This is a genomic window from Niveispirillum sp. CC-CTL257 (genome assembly GCF_059489915.1).
Genome location: NZ_JCAJXE010000001.1, coordinates 1,292,299 through 1,309,895 on the forward strand (window position 1 = coordinate 1,292,299; position 17,597 = coordinate 1,309,895).

The window sequence follows — 17,597 nt, forward strand, 5'->3', positions numbered from 1 at the left end:
CATCATAAGTCACTGATAATCATATATTTTATAGACTTTTCTTCGGTTCAATTATTTAAAATGTAAACAAAACTCAAATTTTGGTCTAAAATGTTTACACTGGACGCTTGATCAGCCGCGAATTTTAATTCGCGGCTGATCAAGCGTAAGGGGTGCACGAGGGCACACCCTCGTTTCGTCGAAGACGAAAGTAATCACAACGCCTGCACCGATCACGTCCCGCGGGGTGGTGTAGGAGCGGCGGGATCATCGCTGAACGGGGCCATGGTTTCCAATGTCATGTAGCGGACGCGCTGCACGGTCGATTCAACGTTCTGTTCCAGCACGATGCGATCGACGAGCTTGGTGATGGCAGCTTCGTTTGGAAAGATGCCGACGACATCGGCACAGTGCTTAAGCTAAAATAGAAACACCAGGTGAGGACGAGCCTGACCTGGTGCTCAACGAACTATGTTGGCGGCGCTTAGCGAAGCCAGTGGGGCCGATCAACTGCTCAACAGGGAAGAAAATAGGGAAATTAATAGTGACGAGTCAAGTCTATACCCCACCTCACCTTTTTATACCATGAGGGCTGACAAGGGACTTCGCAACACCTCTCTGCTTATCGCCCGAAACCGCCCTTCACCATCAAAGCCCTTCTCGACCGAGAGGTCTAGGCTTCACATCAGCCATCTTTCCAGGGAACAAGTCGAAGCCGCCTGAGTGTCCGGCTCAAACGGGGCCAGTTCACGCACGACGGCTCCGCGGCCAAGCTTCATGTAGAGACTCTCTTAGAGCGCGCCGAGCAACCGCCGTGTGTCCTGGCCCTCGCACCGCCTTTGGTTAGCGATGGGCGAGGAATTCCGCGAGCTGTTGCTTGTCGGGTTTCTTGTGCTGGAACTCGAGTTCGCCGCTGATTGCCGAACCGTTAAACCGGTAGATACCCCAATATTCGAGCTGGCCACCCCAGCCGCTGCGGTGTGGACGACCGCCGTGAGCGCTCTTCTCTCCTGTGAATACCCAGATCAACTCAAGGTCCTCTCGCGCTAGGAGCGCGACCAGCGCCGTGCGATCAACAACGGCGGCGCTGTTCCCCGGCGTATCCGCAGACGGGTCTTTGAACAGAACACGGCCCTGGGCATCGCAATAGGATAGCGAAAGACCCTCTGCCAAGCGCAGGTCGAGCCCGCGCATCAGACGCGGACCTGGGATGGTCAGATTGAAGCTTTCGACAACCGAATAATTATGCCCCGAACGCTCGACATAGCGGTCGGCGATGGTCGCAAAGGCTTCGATCTTGCGGCGGCCAAGCTCCCATTCGCCGTGAATGCTGTCATAGGCTTGATGCCAGGGATACTCACCCAGATAGGCTCGCCAGGGTAGTTCGATTTTCGGCAAATGATTGCGTTCGCGTTCGCATCGGCGCAGCAGCCGAACCAAGCTATCGGCTTCGCTGCGCGGGACGAGCAGCGATTGGATCTTGTGCCACGTCATGCGCAGCATGACGTGCTCGCCTTCATCGATCACTGACTGATTGCGGCTAGCGGACAGGTCGAGCATGAGCCAGTGCCTGCCATCGGGGTCGGTGACCTCAAGCTGGGCCACAGGATCCGGGACGTCACGGCCTTCATCCTCCATCCAGGCGATACGCGCCTTTGGCGGATCTTCGCGCCACCGCGGCGCATGGGGCGACCACCAAGTGGCAGGTTGCTTGCTCGAATTCCGGGCTTCGGTGTGCGTAACCAGTATCGTCGGGTCCATCTCGCGCGTTCCTACCTGCCATGGCCCTCGATAAGGCTGGGGCTCGTCGTGATAGCTGCCGTCGATGGCATAGAGGTCCGACAGGCGCCCGGTCAGCTCGTGATAGGCGATCCACTGATATTTTTTGCCAATCCGCTCAATAAGGTGATCCATGCGGTCGTGACTGTGCATGTTGCGTTCGGGCACCGCAAAACGCTCAGGCGTCCATCCCAGATCATGCGCACGCCAACCCACCCAGCGCCGCGCCATGTTGTGGCTTATATTGGGATAATTTGGCTGCGCGTCGGAATCCCACATCGCGCGTTCCACCCACCCTTCGGCGTAAATATGGAAGTCGCGATGCTCAGCTTCGTCGAGAAGTGCTTTGAACGCCGCGGCAGCTGTGTCGCGCTCCGCTTGCACTTCGTCGCGAGTCGGACCGTCAGCATTGGTGCCCGCCCCGTTGCGTCGGTCGTCGAGATAGAAGTTGAAGTCATGCGGCATCGCATTCAGCTGGCCAGAAAGACTGATCAGCTTCTTGAGTGCATCCTCGCGCCCGACATTTCCGGCGATCGCGCGCGCATACCATTCGTCATAGCGCACCTCGTTCGACCGTCCGACCTCCTCCCGGGGCAATTCCAGAAACTGGTTTGCGAGTGGATCGATCTCGTACCGCGCAAAATCGCCGTCCTCGACCGCAGAGCCCATGATATCGTCGCGGTAGCATGATCCATTCTCATAGATTTTCACATAGCCAGCGAGCGTGGCATCATCGATGAGCTCGATGGGAGTGCCAACCGGATAGGGCGGCCGAGCTCGATCGAGCGAAACCGATGCCGGCAAGACGCCGCGATACGCGGCAAGCTCGATAATACCGCGGGCATGATCTCGGATCAGCACGTGCGGCGGAATCGGGTCATCCGCAAATACTACGGCATAGGCAGCCTCTGCCAAAGCAGCGAGGCCTTCATTGCTATCACTGCGGGTCGCCGCACCATATGCCGCAGCCAGCACGCGGTCGACGACATAGGCGTCGTTCAGGCGGCCAAAATCTGCAACGAGTTGCGCGGCCAATCCACGGCGCCTGACGAGTAGCACGGCCAGTGCCTTAGTTGCCATGTCGCGAACGGCGCGGTGACTAAGACTCGTAAGCCAGGCCAGCATGATTGCCGCCAGACGGGCACGTGTTTCCTCGATGGGCTTCAGTCCGTTGACAAGTACCCATTGGATCAGGGTGTCGATTGCATTGCCCTCATCTCGGGCATGATAAGTCGCGCGCACCGACCAAAGCTCGTCGCGCTCCGGCAGCGTCATTGGGCGCAACCAGCTGTCCAGATGATCGGCATTGAACGCATTGGCTGGTTCGGTCGCAATGGCAATCATTGTGTCGAGCCAGAGATCGTCGCCCAGACGGTCGGCATTCTCCTCAAGCAGTTCGACTGTACGGGCATTGAAGGCGTGCTGGCGCCGCCATAGCAGGCTGGTGCGAAAGCCTGGCAAGAGATTATAGGATGCCCATTCGTCGTCGATCAGGTCGAGAAGTTCGACTCCGTATCGCTCGGGCAGTTGGACGGCAAAGGCTTCAGCGATCCCAGCGAAGCGATGCGCATATCGTCCCAACACATAGTCACGAAGAGCCCCGCCTTGCGCAAAAGCGGGAGCCGGATTTGTGCCAGTGACCTTGGCTTCCAGCAATGCCTGCGCAATGCGGTGATCGCTCAGCCGCTCGAACGTGAAACGAACCATCTCGGTGGTGACGTCGCCCTCGACCACCGGCTCAATGGTCAGGACTCCTTCATTCTCGAGCTGGAAGAACAGACTTTGCTCGGTCTGGTTGTTTGAGGTGTGCAGAACTTCGAACAGGGCAATCGCATCACCGATCGACAAATGGCCGCTCCGAGCGGTGACCATGGCCGCAGTAATGGCCTCCAAGGCCCGCTCGACGATCCGAAGCCGCGGAAACAGCTTCATCCGAGCCGTGATCGTTTCCGACACGGCGCCGAAATAGAAATCGAACACGCCTGACACGCCAGCAAGCCCGCGCGGCAGTTCGGTCTCGCCGCGGCGCTCCAGCGCATCGCAGCACGTACGCAAGAACAAGGGATTCTCGAATTCGGGCGAGAGATTCGGCGCCGCCATGCGCACGATCCCGCGCTGGTCGAGATAGCGCTGCGCCGCTTCCGCCGCCCGCCCGGCAAAGCCCGGATGAGCGAGACGCGGCAGCTCATTCTCATCGATGTCGGACACGATATAGGGAAGGAAAGTCGTACGGCATGAAAGGACGACTACCACATGCGGGAACCGGTCTGCGGTCGCGAGGAATGCCGCCAAGCGGCTCGTCCAGATGGCGATCCCGCCGCGTTCATTGATCGCATCGACGATTATCAGTGCACGCGTGCCTGCGGCTTCGCCCGCAGCATCAAGGGCACCGAGCAACTCGTCCGGGGTGACGTTGGTCAGCCCGAGCTGGTCGCCGACCTGGCGCCAGATTTCACCATCGACAAAGCTCCCGCCGAGTACCAGCACCGCCGGGTAACCGCACATGATATGGCGCTGCGTCACGTCCGCCAGCAGATGCGACTTACCAACGCCCGCCTCACCGGTCACGAGCAGGCGATGTTCGTTCGCCAACCGCGCCTCATGCCGATCGACTGATTCGGAGATGGCCTGAAGCGCCTCGTAGAGTTGGTTTACGTGGTGATGCCCGCGCTGGATGGCTTCGCGGTCACCGGCCTTCTTGCTGTGCAGATTCCAGACCTCAGTCGCGCAAATTCCCAAAGTCGTGCGGGCCTGATCGACCGCCTGCAACCAGGTGTCAAACGGCACAGTATCGGCCGGACCCATCGCGCTTGTCCGGATGCTAAGGCTGATCGCGCGAAACGCAGCATCGAGCCCGGCGGCGGGGGCGGCCGCCGGACCATTCGCCAGCAAACTCGCGATGTCGCTGGCGGCTCGGTGCCGGGCCGCATCGACATTGTTGGCCAACTCGGATAGATCCTCGATAAAGGCGGGATCGCGCGCGATCGCGAGCAGCCCGCGACGAACGGGAAGCTCGATATTGAGTTCGGGCGTATAACGCTTGCCGAGCGCCGCGCGGGTGATGTCGAAGCGCGTCTGAAACCAGTCCGGCGTGAAATGCAGGAGACCGAACCAGTAGCGGCGGCGGCCGGCATGGCGCGGATCGGTGCGCGTCAGGCGCTCGATCAACTGGGTTTCATCCCATAACTCGATCGTGACTATACGCGGCAGGATCGCCTTGGTGCGTGCCGCCACCCAATCCTCCCAGCGATCCTTCTGCGACTTGCGGTTCACGACGCGCCCGTCCGATAGGTTGAATGGGAGGCTGACGATGAACCGCTTGAGATCGGGATGATGGTCAGTAGCGTGATCGAAGGATTCCTTCAGCTGCGAGGCCTGGTCGCTGCCAAATTCGAAGAAATATTTTGCCTGCCAGCCGGTCTCCGACCCATCGGCTTCGACACGGTAGCATTCCAGTCCTGCATCGGCCCCCGCGCCCTTGCGGTGGAAGCAAAGGCTGGGTGGCGTCTCAAGGGCTGCCATCTGACAGACCAGTTCCTCAAAGCCACTATGCTGGCTCCCATGGTGCGAACGGATAGCGCGGAAATCGATTGCAGGTGAAGGCATCGTTTCTGTCTTCAAATGGTGCTGACGTATTCGATCTGCGAATCTATGGCATTACAATCATGATGAGAAGGCCCAGGGTCGCGGCGAGGTAATGGTGAGTTTTGATTGGCACTGGTTTCAAGTGCGCTGTCGAGGGTCGTCAATCATGTTGGCGTTGATTGTCGCACGGGATGGTGGGAGTGCGGTTCGCCTTACTGGCCGACCTCCAATCCGTTGTCCCTGACTTAACTCAAACCGGCTGGCAGTGGGCGTCTCCGAGCAGAAGGTCAGCACGGGATTACCGGTATTGCAGAGACAGCTACTCAATCAACCCGAAACGACAAGGCTTGCCCGCTCCCGGATCGAAATCCACAAGCATGTGATGATCGTCATGATCGATGAACGCCCGACCATCCTTTCACTCACATTCGTGCCCAGAATGGCTGCTCGTATCAAACATGGCACGGCGGATTGCTTCAATTTCCCTTGCATATGAAGTTCTATCTGTGTCTGATCTGATTTATACTCATCTAATGACAGAATATTTCACCTGGGAGCGAGGACCGTTCGAGCAATGCCCGCGTTGCCTTGAGCAGACGTTTGGCTTACTTGGTGTTGAGCGTAATTTGATAACGCTGCGCTGTACCAAATGCCGCTATAGCCACGGTGAAGTGCTGCCCGAAGTCGAAAAAGCGTGTATATATCTCGACCAATTCGTGTTCAGCAACATCTTCAAGATCAAAGCCGGCGGTCAAGCTCCGCCCGGTCATCGGGATTTTTACGAGGAGTTGATCCCACTCCTGCGCCGCGTCGTTCTACTGCAGCAGGCGATTTTGCCGCACTCGGACCTTCACTCCAACGAGACGATCGTCTTTCATGATCCTCGCGGTTTGCGCGATGCATATGAGGATATCGGGGGTGACGCCTCGTTGCATAACAGTGATGAAATTGAAATGGATCAGGTGCTCGCGTTCGCCCGAGCGTTCCGCGATGGCGGCGAACCCTTGCTTACGTTTACTCCCGACGTGATCCTGCACGGATCACGCAATGGCTGGTTGCCGGACATGCGTGTCAGCGTAAACACAGATTATTCGCAATTCGCAGATGGCATCCGCCGCACGCGCGACGAGGGATTCGCCGCATTGAGCGAGCTAGTCGCGGCCTGGACCGAAGAGAAACCACCGTTTCGTGAACTGCTTCGTCGGGAATCGCAGTTTGGCCAGCATCGGCGCATTGCGCTCCGAAGCGTCATTCGGCGTATGGCAAATGCCGGCACGGACGGTGACGGTATGGACATGCTTAATGCTGCGCTGGCACCGGTCTGGAGGGAATTTCGTATGTTGCACGATTTTCTGCGCCAGGACGCGTCTGAAGATGTGGCGACGTGGCGTGTCGGCACATTCTGGGATTGGCCGCGCCTACACGAGATGCCGTTCAATCGCATCTTCGCCTATTTATTCGCGGCATTCGGCAGACGAGTAACAATGGGGCAGCGCAAATTTACACGCGGGTTGATGACCGACTTCCGGGCTATCGCCGCCTACGCGCCTTATGTAGATGCAATGTTCGTCGATCGCGAGTGCGCGCTACTGCTTGGCGAAGGTGAATTGCGCCGCGAACTTCACTATCGCGCCTGCATCTATAGTTACGCAAATAAGGAGGAATTTCTTGCCTATCTGCGCGAGCTCGAAGCCCGGGCGACAGCGGAAGTTCGAGGGTATGCCGAACGGATTTATGGCATCGCGTAAACGTAGTGTCTGCGGTAAGGCTTCTCTTTAAGCTCGTCGCCAGTTGGCGGTAATTCCAAACGAGTGGATATAGCTGCTTTCAGGAACACGACTGCCCGTCTTGGGTAACGATTATGGGGTGCATTGCGGCGAACGCGAACTGGAAACTAAAGACACGACTCCTGTCAGCCCACAGCGGTGTTTGTGAAACGTGCCATAGCCCGCCATTGAAGCACTTTTAAATTAAGCAGTCTGTTGTCAGACTACTTTAGCGATATAGCCAAGTTGGATTATATCTAACATCCCACCAATCGCTGATCTAAATCCATGCCGCGCTTCGTTCCCCACGGCCCATTGATCCCTGACGATCTCATTCGGACATTGGAGGAGGACAAGGTTGTCCTCTTCTGCGGCGCTGGCATCTCCATGGGCGCAGGGCAGCCTAGCTTCAGCGGGTTGGTGGACTTCGCGTATGAGGAACTCGGACAACCCAGACCCGACGCCCGCGATCCAGTGTCAAGGAAACGCAAGCCGTCGATTCCATTGGACCGGATGCTCCGCAAGCTCGAGGTAGACAGCCCCGCCGGCGCGATGCGGGCCGCAGTTGCACGGCGGCTCCTATGGCAGCCCAAAGACCTAGAGCTGCACAAAGCCCTTTTAGGGCTGGCAAAGCTCAAGGGTCACCCGGAACACCGCTTGGTGACGACGAACTTTGACCGCTATTTCCATGAGGCAGCAAAGGATATGGAGGCCTCGCCAGCTTGGCACGAGGCTCCCGCACTTCCCGTCCCCCGCGCCGACGGCAACCAAAGTTGGAAAAGCGTAGTTTTTCTCCACGGCCTCGTAAATCATAAGGAAGATGACAATCACCACCTCGTCCTGACCAGCGCCGACTTCGGTACAGCCTATCTGACCGAGGGGTGGGCGGCCCGCTTCGTCCAGCGGCTGTTCGACGATTACAGCGTCGTCTTCATAGGGTACAGCCTCGACGATCCCGTGATGACATACCTCACGGACGCGTTCGCTGCGGAGAACGTCAACGCGGATCGGCCGCTTACCCGCCGGACCTCCTACATATTCCGAGCCCACCGTTCAGGTCGGCCCTCCGACGAGGAAGTCCGGGAATGGACGGACCGGGGCCTGGAGCCGATCTTCTACAGGAGCAGGAATAGAAACGACCACAAGCTCCTACGGGACACGGTTATCCGATGGGCCGAGGCAAGGAATGACTGGCTTTCCTCGAAGGCGAAGATGATCCGCCACCCTGCCGGGATCGGACCAAAGGGCGGGGACCCCGAGGACGTCGACAACGTCTGCTGGGCGGTGGCCAGCGCCGACGGAGACGGAGCTAGGGCCTTCGCGCTGGCCGCCCCGCCCCCGCCCGTCGAATGGCTGGAGGAGTTCGACCGACGCGACCAGGAGGCGATCGAGAGGCATGCGGCCTATATCACGGAGGCCGAGGCAGCTGGTATCCACCGGTTGCGACCAAGGCCGGCGATGCTCATCCGCAGACTGACCCTTGGACCATGGGACGAGACGCACGACCTGTCGCTCCAAGAACGACAACTCGCCAACTGGCTGGTGCTGCATCTTGACAAGCCCGAGGCGGTCGGCTGGGCCGCGCGGCAGTTGAGCCGTCATCGGCGGCTGCACCCCGACCTGCGCGACCTTATCCTGGCGCGTGTCAGAGGAAGACAAGCAACGGACACGGCTGTCCCCGCTCCCGCCACCTACCTCAGGTTCTGGACCCTCGCCACGTCCGACCTCGTGGGCACCCTCGACCGCGACTTCCGCGACCCGACGTTCCACGGCCCCGATTTCGAAGGCGACCAAGACCTCCGGCGAGCCAATTTCCTGTCTGCGGCCCGGCCGAGGCTCTGGTTCGCGGAGATGCCGCCCGGCGGCAACCCATGGGTCGACCTGCTCCTGGCAAGAGGCGTGGAGGCCCCGCCTAGGGACCGGCACCTCAGTGACCTGGTTCGAGCCAAGGTAGTGCTCGAACGGGGTGAGGAGATCGGTGGGCAGCGCTGGCACGAGGGCGACCATGGAGAATTCATGTCGACCATGGTCGACGAGCTTGCCCTTCGCCTCAAGGAGGCCCTGGACCTATGGGCGATGCTCGGCTCTAACCAGGAAGACAAAGACCCGGGGGACCTCGAGCGCCCGTCCATCCTGCCCGACGAACAGAACCGACACCGGTCAGACGGGCCGGGCTCGTGGACGTTCCTAATCACGGCGCTCTGGCAGGGATGGGCCTTCCTGAACGGGGCGGATCGAGCTGCCGGCCGCAGGGTGGTTTCGGACTGGCTCCGATACCCTCACAGGACGTTCAGGCGCCTAGCGCTCGCGGCGATGGCCTGTGACGACGAATACCCTGCTAAAGAGGCGCTGGACGCGCTTGCCGACGGCGTAGCCGGCCATTGCTTTTGGCACCCATACATGAAGAAGGAGGCTGTGGACCTCATGGTCGCGCTCATGGGGCGCCTCGACGAGGTAGGGCGGGACAGGCTCGCGACACTCATCGCCGCCGGCCCGCCCGACGTTGCCGAATATCCTGAAGCGGGCCGTACCAGGGAAAAGATCATCAGGGTCCGCGACCGAGAGGTCTACGAGCGGCTTTCCTTACTGTCTGCCCCGGGTTCCGCAGCGCTGCCCGAGGCAGCCTCTGTCGAACTCAGGCGTCTGCGGGCCGCGTACCCTGTCTGGGAACCGAGCGACCCGCACCGCGCAAGGTTCAGCAGCTACCTTTCCTCCCGCGACGGCATCGATTCCAACGGCCTGGGTTCGGCGGAGATGGAGGCGATGGCCGACGGCGAACTGGCCTCGTACCTGGCAGCTGCCGAAGGCGACTTCGACGACCGGCTGGCCGTGTGGCGTTCCATGGCGGCCCAGGTCCCGGACAAGGCGCTCTCGGTCCTGCGGAACGTTCCCGCGGTCCGGGAGGCGGCCGACACCGCGACCTGGCGCTTCGCCATCCTTGGCCTGTCCGAAGACCCCGGCCGCATAACGCCGGATGTCCTCGTCGACCTCATTGACGCGGTTCCCCCGCCGGCGAAGGGGGGCCTCATCCAACCCATTTGCCATTACTTCGCCGGGGACAGGTGGGCATCAGCCGCAAAGTTGGGCATCGAGCGCTTTGCCGGCCTTTGGACCGATTTGTTCAATTCGCTGGTGGAGCAGGCACGGAACGAGCCCCCGGAAGCGGACAGGCCCCAGGAGAATAGGGCGTACACCGACGTGATGCTGCTCGCTGACGGCATGCTGGACACGCTGAACGCGATCGGAATGGTTACGGGTGGCAACATCCCCGCCGCCGCGAAGGGATGGCTCGACCTCCTCTTGGCGCCGGAGCCCGCCATGCTCCGGGACGCCCGCCGGACGCTTGCCACGAGGCTGCATTTCCTCCATGCCGTCGACCCCGCCTGGACGGCTTCGGCGCTCCTCATGCGCATGGACTGGAGGGATGAAGCCGAGGCGCGGGCACTTTGGACTGGCTACGCCACCCGCCCGCACATCAGCCCCAACCTGTGGATGCTGATCCGCACCAGCTTCTTCGCCACTTTCCAGGAGGCGAGGCTGGCATCGTTGGGACCCGATGCGACCTGGCCTCTCGCCCAGTTGCTTATGGTCGTCGGCACATGGCTCCCCCCGGACCAAGTGCCGACTTCGGAGGCACGCAGGGCGATCGGGACGATGAGCGATAAGGACCGGGCCATGGCGTCGGAATGGCTGTACTTGCAGTCCTACGATCCCGCCTTCAGGCTCGACCCAGGACCTGACCGCTTCTGGTCGGAAAGGGTGCGCCCTTGGCTCCACCGCGCATGGCCGCGCCTCAGGGCGCTTGTGACGCGGGATACTGCGATCAACTTTGGCAGGCTCGCCATATCGACGGATGACGCGCTGCCGGATGCCATCCAGATGCTCGGTCCGTTTATGGTGCCCCAGCCGAGCCCGAACCAAGTGCTGGTGGACCTAGCGCAATCCGACCATCCGCGGAAACACCCATCGGAGTCGCTCGAAATATTGGAACGTTTGGTGGACCACCGGCACGTCGCGTTTGTCAGGACGAACCTTCAGAGCATCCTGGACCGGATCCGGCAGTCGGACCCAAACCTTGAAGCCGATCCCAGGTACGCCAAGTTCTCCGTGGCCCTTGGATCATGATCCCCATAGGCTGACCGGATCCAAGTAACTGAACCGCACCAAATTTCCTGGATGCTTGAATTCAGCAGTGAACCGCTCCGGGTTTGCCGGAGGCTCCAACTCTTGAGTAGGATGGAGCCATCATGAGCAAGACGACGAACAAGTTTTCCCCTGAGGTGCGCGAACGCGCGGTGCGGCTGGTTCTGGACAATGAGGGCCAGCATGGCTCACGTTGGCAGGCCATCCTGTCGATTGCGGCCAAGATCGGCTGTTCAGCCCCCACCCTGAACGATTGGGTCAAGAAGGCCGAGGTGGACAGCGGCCGGCGTGCCGGCATCCCGACGGAGATGGCCGAGCGGATGAAGGCGCTTGAGCGGGAGAACCGTGAGTTGCGCCAGGCGAACGAAATCCTGCGCAAGGCGTCGGCGTATTTTGCGATGGCGGAGCTCGACCGCCGGTCGAAATGATGGTGTCGTTCATCGATGCGCATCGCGATGCGCACGGGGTCGAGCCGATCTGCAGGGTTCTGCCGATCGCCCCATCTACATACTACAATCATCTGGCCGGGCGGTCCGATCCGGAACGGCTGTCGGACCGGGCGCGCCGGGATGCGGCGTTGCGACCGGAGATCCGCCGCGTGTTCGAGGAGAACTGGCGGGTCTATGGCGTGCGGAAGATCTGGCGGCAACTGGGGCGCGAGGGGTTCGATGTGGCCCGCTGCACGGTCGCCCGGCTGATGAAGGGCATGGGTATCCAGGGCATCATCCGTGGCAAGCCGCACAGGACGACGATACCCGACAAGAAAGCACCGTGCCCGCTGGACAAGGTGAACCGGCAGTTCCGGGCACCTGCGCCGAACAGGCTGTGGGTGTCGGATTTCACTTATGTCGCCACTTGGAAAGGGTTCGTCTATGTGGCTTTCGTCATCGACGCCTATGCCCGCAAGATCGTGGGCTGGCGCGTCAGCACCTCTGCGCAGGCAGGGTTCGTGCTCGACGCTTTGGAACAGGCCGTCCATGACCGCCGCCCCGCCAAGGCCATGGGCCTGGTTCACCATAGCGACCGCGGGTCTCAATATCTGTCCATCCGCTACACCGAGCGGCTGGCGGAAGCCGGTATCGAGCCTTCGGTCGGCAGCGTCGGAGACAGTTACGACAATGCACTGGCGGAGACGATCAACGGGCTGTTCAAGGCAGAGGTCATCCACCGTCGCGGTCCCTGGCGTGGCGTCGAGGCCGTGGAATATGCCACCCTGGAATGGGTCGACTGGTTCAACAACCGACGCCTGCTCGAGCCAATCGGAAACATCCCGCCTGCGGAAGCCGAAGCCAACTTCTACGCAGCGCTGGAAACTAAAGCCATGGCCGCATAACTATTAAATTCAAGCCTCCGGCAAACTCGGAGCGGTTCACAGCCCTTCATTCACCTTGTTCGTGCTGATCGGTTCGACAAGACAAACAAGGGTGCCTCGCTGGGCATGCAGTTCGTTGGTCCTCATGACCAACAGTGCCTCAGAAAACTTAAGCCCCGTCCGTTGATCGATGATGGGAAACCCTGCCGGCAGCCGTGCCAGGACAGCACGCTCGAATTCCACGAAGCGGACGATGGAGCGCCCCCCGGCTGGCCTGTCATACAGTGGCACATTGTTACCGTCGACCCACTGCCGAGCGGCGGCCACACGTGACAGCCCGAGAACACGGGCCACATCTTCTAAGAACAAATACTCCTGCTGCCGTAGATGCCTGAGTTCCCGGGGCAGGTAAATTTGGCCAGGGTTCTGCTCGTACCAGGCCGCAATCTCGCGGGCAGGCTGTGTTACGTGCCGTAGCTTCTGGACCGCAGCCCTTGCAACCTCCACCATCGTCGGCGCAATCCACTTGACCATCGGATCCGCGCCCTTTTCTGGCCACCAGCGCAAACCGTAGATGGGGTTGCCCCTGTGTACGTCCTCAACCTCACAGTCGACGGGCAAGGAGAAGAGTTCGCCAATTCGATCAGGGGCCGTGCAGAGCAGTGCCGCGACTGACGACACGACGATGGCGCTAGGCTCGTTCGCCATGACGAAACACCGCGGAAGGGCGTCGAGGGCGGCGCTGGAAGGCAGTTTCCCGGCCCGCGCCTCGTCGGCCTCCTTGCCAACCCGGTTCCTGTCCTGGGGACGGTTTATAGGGGCGATCCACTGGAACGGCGTAGCTAGTCCTTTGTCCGAGATGAACCGGGCAAGGGCGGTGATCTCCCTGCCTATCCTGTATGCTGCGCCATCAGAAAACTGCTCAGTCACCAAGAACGCGGCGCGATTGCAGATGGCCGCTGTCGTCCGGTACGGGCTTGAGTCACCATGAGCTTCAACCAGTGCCTTCTCAAGCGCCCTCAGCGCGCTCAATCTATGGTGTATCACCTGTGAAGGACGCATAGACTGCTGATACAGAAAGTACGCCTTCGCGAAGTCAAGGAAGGGTTTGGACATCTCACCCGTTTCCCCGTTTGCGACGGCATCGAAACTTGTGAAGGATACAGCAAGCCGACTTCTGCCTCGCCCGCTCCACTCCACCACTCGCTCAAGATCCCAAGGAGTCTTGTCCCAGCACGTCGCGGCCGGATATCTGGATAGAAGCGGTCGTGTAATATGGATGAACGCATCAAGATTATTCTGGGCGCTCACCTGACATTTCGGGACGAAGTGGACCACGCTTGTCATAGCCGGGGCGCCTTTCTGCTCGCACAGAGGCGAACGACTTCAGCGCACGCCAGGATAACACGGTCGTTGACTGCGGCGATGGTGGCGTCTCCGGTATGTTCCATGATTCGGTCTCGGTCCGCAATCAGTTGCTCCAGAACCTGCTCATGTGGACCATCAAGCCACGGTTGGAAGTTTCTGCACGTGTAGCAGGCAACTGGCGCCATGGCGCCGCAGAAACCGAAGCTGCCGCAACTGCCTACCGGATGCAGGAGATCGCTCGGTGCCGCGATCCTCGCCCTAGGGTCACCTGCACGGACAGCATCCTCCTCACGTTCGATTAGAAGCCCGGTAAACGCCTGCGCTAAAGGGGCCACATGCATCGCAATCGCTTTATCGATACGCTCGACGATGCATGGAACAGCCTCGACGTAGACACCCACGTTCTGGGTATCGCTGTGATCCAGCAACTCAGCGATGACCAGTTCGGATGCGCCTTCCATGGCCGCACGGGTTCCAACGGTGTAGCGAAAGCGACGGGATATGACCTCCAGTGCTTCGCCCGTCCGCTCACTCACCACATGCAGTGCGGCAAAGACCTCCTTGAGTCTCTCCCGGAGATTATCGCTCATGCAGTGATACCTTAGGCTCGGCACAGTATCTTGGTTCAGCTCATTGACGAAGAACGGCAATCCCGCTGCGTCCAGACCGAGATCGGACCACCGATGAAGCATGGACCGGCAGTATTCAGCGACAATGGTGCCGATTTCAGGAACAAGCTTCCGATTCCGGAACTCGGTCCGTGGCGCTTGGTGGCGCTGCTTGGCTCGCGGCAGCCGTAAGATGTAAGTCGTCGCCCCACCCGAGGCCTGGACGACAGAAAAGTCACCCACCTTGAGGGTGGCCAACTGGATGGGGCGAGCACCTAGGGCAAGAAAGAGCCAAACAAGAATGTAGTCTTCGGTCGCGACTTTTCCCAAAGCAAACCCATCGTTGACGGCGCTGATGATCGCCTGCAACTCCAGGTCAGTGAATTGTCCCTTACGTGGGTCAAAGCTTCTTACCGCATCGCCCTTTCTGGCCCCCTTAAAACGCGTTTCGCGCATGACCGAGACGACTTCCGGGTCAAGGCCAGGCAACTTGAGTGCATGCCAAGTTCTGAACAGTGGTCGCAGCGCCCCTAGATACCACTCGGTTCTCGCACCCAACGTAGCTCCGTATGATAGGATGTGTGAGGCGCTGAGAACCTCTAAAGGACCGTTAACAGATGCGAACCGGAGCAGGGCCTTTAGGCGATCAAGTAAACTCGATGCTTGCCCAAGCGAATACTTTTCGATGTAATGAAGTGTCAGCCACCGCACCGAATTATAAATTTCTATCGATACCAAATTTTTAAGTCGCTTAAATGAATAATAATGAATGCGCGATGGGCCGACAATTTTCCAAGTATCTGTAGAAATAGATAACTCAACACCATCTCGGCTAACAGCCGTTTGAGGAAATAAATCAAGTTCAGCGTATCTGCGCGGGTCGCTCATTCACCCCCCCTGCAACAAGTCTCCGCTGATGATCAAGAGAGACCTTTTCTGCGTCCTCCCGGATCTTCCGACGATTGTAAGTGGCCGCAGTTCCAGATGTTGGCGACCACCCCATCATTTCGGAGCGCATTTGAGCCTCACGCGCTGGATCGATTCTGCCTCCATTCGTATCGATCAGGCGGCTGAAGGCATCATTCCAGGCATGCCGGAGGATGTGAGGTGTTAGGTCTTTCGGCAAGTCCGTCACCCGTTCACGAAGGGATCTGAACACCTTGTTAAGGCTGGCGTCGCTTAAAGGGCGTCCCGTTTGATGCGACACGAAGAGGAACTGATGAGCCCTTGTTCCCGGAATCTTGAAGCGCACATGAGTGACATACTCGTGCATCATCTGCATCAAGCTATTCTTCACAGGCAAGAATCGATCTCGGGTTTTGGCAACCGGTTGGCGTCTTCGAGGATCGGTATGGTCATCCGCGTTGCGAGCGATAAGAATCTTGTTCGCCTGCCAATGCACATGATCGCCGATCTTAATACCTAGAGCCTCCCCCCGGCGGATACCAAGAGCGTACAAGAGGTGGATTAGGAGCCGGTTTCGCAGTTGTAGTCCGAGATCGCTCCAGGGATTCTCTGCGGAGGATGGCTCAAGGACAGTAAGCAGCCGGTCGATCACCTCAATCGGCGGGGCCTCCCGGTCGCCAACAACGTTCCGCCTTTTCGCGGGAGGAATCTTAGCCCCCAGGATGGCCAACATCTCCTTGAGCCATCCCCTTCGGCGCTCGGCCTCCGCTATATCAAGGTTTGAGCAGCCCTCCTGTCCTAGCCAATGAAGATACTGCGAGATGGTTCTGAGCCGGTTTGCAGCAGTGTCCTTGGCGACGCTTCGGGCGCCCTTCGGCACCACCATACGAACCCTCTCAAGGGAGGCAGGCTCGGCTGCCGTCACTGGCTTCGCCAACTCGCCGCTGAGTTCGTCCATGTATTGGGATGCCGCACCCGCCAAGCCGGTGAGTTCGTGGCTCTTGAGATAATCGCCAGAGAGCATCCGATCTTCTAGTCGGATGCCGCACCGGTCACTCCACAGGTAGAGGAATTTCAGGGCATAGCAATTAGCTAGCAGGGTATTGCTGGCGGGATGCGCGGGCCTGCGCATCGTGAGAAGCCAGATGGTTGGCCGGAAGAGGGGCACACCGTCTTCGCCAATCAGGAGGGGGAGGCGCTCTCCCCGCTCCATCATGATCACTTGGATACGAAATCCGGGCATTCTTTACAAACCCTCCCGGTACCAATCTCAGACACGTGATATTGGGCCAACCGAGAGGGGGGTGCAACATAGCTTCTCAGTTACTACGCAGTCCTCCGAGCGCGAACTTTACACAAGATTTCTAGGTCAATTTCAGAACGGGATTTCGTCGTCCAGGTCGGCCGCCGGGCTGGGGCGGCTGCCGCCACCGGAGCCGCCGCGCGAACCGCCGCCCCGGCTGGCACCACCGCCGTAATCGCCGCCGCCACCGCCATAGGAGCCGCCGCCCCCACCGCCGTAACCACTACCGCTGCTACCGCCGCCATAGCTGCCGCCACCACCGCCGCCATAATCGCCGCCACGGTCATCATAACTGCCGCCGCCGCCGGCCCCCATGCCGCCGCCTTCACGGCCATCCAGCAGGGTCAGCTCGCCACGGAACTGACGCAGCACGACCTCTGTCGTATAGCGCTCCTGGCCCTGCTGATCCTGCCACTTGCGGGTTTCCAGCTGGCCTTCGATATAAACCTTGCTTCCCTTCTTCAGGAAACGCTCAGCCACGCCGACCAGATTTTCATTGAAGATCACAACGCTGTGCCACTGCGTGCGCTCCTGACGCTCGCCCGTGCCGCGATCCTTCCAGGTCTCCGACGTGGCGATGCGCAGCGTGCAGACCTTGCCGCCATTCTGCAATGACCGGACTTCCGGTTCCTTGCCCAGGTTACCGATAAGGATGACCTTGTTGACGCTGCCCGCCATGCTGTCGCTCTTTCGCAAAAAGGGATCGTCGGCGGAAGTCGCCCGCCGCCGAATGGCTCGCAGCCTACACGCTGCCCCCTGCTGCTTTCTACATTTTTAATGGGAACAATACAAGAACATTGCATTCCGCTAATGGACAGGGCATTGTCAGTGCGTCCTATGACCACCCG

General features: G+C 59.8%; 8 protein-coding genes, 1 pseudogene and 1 other annotated feature. Of the genes and pseudogenes, 3 read left to right on the forward strand and 6 right to left on the reverse strand.

From position 1 onward, the window contains the following. Nucleotides 1-212: 212 nt before the first annotated feature. Both ABC729_RS06230 and ABC729_RS06235 read right to left on the reverse strand, forming a co-directional pair. A pseudogene (locus tag ABC729_RS06230) lies at nucleotides 213-386 on the reverse strand (IS256 family transposase); the annotation flags it as partial. A 436-nt stretch (nucleotides 387-822) separates the two neighbouring features. Further along, nucleotides 823-5,280, reverse strand: a complete 4,458-nt coding sequence (locus ABC729_RS06235; protein ID WP_495606771.1) for an NACHT domain-containing protein — start codon at nucleotides 5,278-5,280, stop codon at nucleotides 823-825. A gap of 569 nt (nucleotides 5,281-5,849) precedes the next feature. Here ABC729_RS06235 and ABC729_RS06240 point away from each other — a divergent pair. The 3 genes from ABC729_RS06240 (at nucleotide 5,850) to ABC729_RS06250 (ending at nucleotide 12,585) form a co-directional block, all read left to right on the forward strand. Continuing rightward, on the forward strand, nucleotides 5,850-7,091 hold the full coding sequence (locus ABC729_RS06240; RefSeq protein WP_495606772.1) for a hypothetical protein: 1,242 nt from the start codon (nucleotides 5,850-5,852) through the stop codon (nucleotides 7,089-7,091). Between the two features lie 306 nt (nucleotides 7,092-7,397). Then, complete coding sequence (locus tag ABC729_RS06245; protein ID WP_495606773.1) at nucleotides 7,398-11,234, forward strand: SIR2 family protein; 3,837 nt, start codon at nucleotides 7,398-7,400, stop codon at nucleotides 11,232-11,234. A gap of 122 nt (nucleotides 11,235-11,356) precedes the next feature. Continuing rightward, a protein-coding gene (locus ABC729_RS06250; protein ID WP_495606774.1) for an IS3 family transposase occupies nucleotides 11,357-12,585 on the forward strand; the annotation gives its coding sequence in 2 pieces (ribosomal slippage) (nucleotides 11,357-11,645 and nucleotides 11,645-12,585; 1,230 coding nt in all). Beyond that, nucleotides 11,638-11,754 (forward strand) — a sequence feature (AL1L pseudoknot). It overlaps the preceding gene by 117 nt. Nucleotides 12,586-12,621: 36 nt before the next feature. Here the strand turns inward: ABC729_RS06250 and ABC729_RS06255 are convergent. The 4 genes from ABC729_RS06255 to ssb all read right to left on the reverse strand — a co-directional run bounded on the left by ABC729_RS06255 (nucleotide 12,622) and on the right by ssb (nucleotide 17,427). Next, complete coding sequence (locus ABC729_RS06255; RefSeq protein WP_495606775.1) at nucleotides 12,622-13,911, reverse strand: hypothetical protein; 1,290 nt, start codon at nucleotides 13,909-13,911, stop codon at nucleotides 12,622-12,624. Next, the gene (locus tag ABC729_RS06260; RefSeq protein WP_495606776.1) at nucleotides 13,908-15,428 is read right to left on the reverse strand and encodes a site-specific integrase; all 1,521 of its coding nucleotides are present in this window, start codon (nucleotides 15,426-15,428) and stop codon (nucleotides 13,908-13,910) included. The genes ABC729_RS06255 and ABC729_RS06260 overlap by 4 nt, the downstream gene beginning before the upstream one ends. Then, entirely contained in the window at nucleotides 15,403-16,689 is a 1,287-nt protein-coding gene (locus ABC729_RS06265) for a tyrosine-type recombinase/integrase (RefSeq protein ID WP_495606777.1), read from the reverse strand. Before ABC729_RS06265 ends, ABC729_RS06260 begins: the two co-directional genes overlap by 26 nt. Nucleotides 16,690-16,821: 132 nt before the next feature. Beyond that, nucleotides 16,822-17,427, reverse strand: a complete 606-nt coding sequence (ssb, locus tag ABC729_RS06270) for a single-stranded DNA-binding protein (protein WP_495606778.1) — start codon at nucleotides 17,425-17,427, stop codon at nucleotides 16,822-16,824. Nucleotides 17,428-17,597: the final 170 nt, after the last annotated feature.

What these genes read in the sequence shown, in the direction of transcription:
- ABC729_RS06260 (WP_495606776.1), bottom strand. Translation starts at nt 15,428, where the DNA reads ATGAGCGACCCGCGCAGATACGCTGAACTTGATTTATTTCCTCAAACG.
- ABC729_RS06255 (WP_495606775.1), bottom strand. Translation starts at nt 13,911, where the DNA reads ATGACAAGCGTGGTCCACTTCGTCCCGAAATGTCAGGTGAGCGCCCAG.
- ssb (WP_495606778.1), bottom strand. Translation starts at nt 17,427, where the DNA reads ATGGCGGGCAGCGTCAACAAGGTCATCCTTATCGGTAACCTGGGCAAG.
- ABC729_RS06235 (WP_495606771.1), bottom strand. Translation starts at nt 5,280, where the DNA reads ATGGCAGCCCTTGAGACGCCACCCAGCCTTTGCTTCCACCGCAAGGGC.
- ABC729_RS06265 (WP_495606777.1), bottom strand. Translation starts at nt 16,689, where the DNA reads ATGCCCGGATTTCGTATCCAAGTGATCATGATGGAGCGGGGAGAGCGC.
- ABC729_RS06245 (WP_495606773.1), top strand. Translation starts at nt 7,398, where the DNA reads ATGCCGCGCTTCGTTCCCCACGGCCCATTGATCCCTGACGATCTCATT.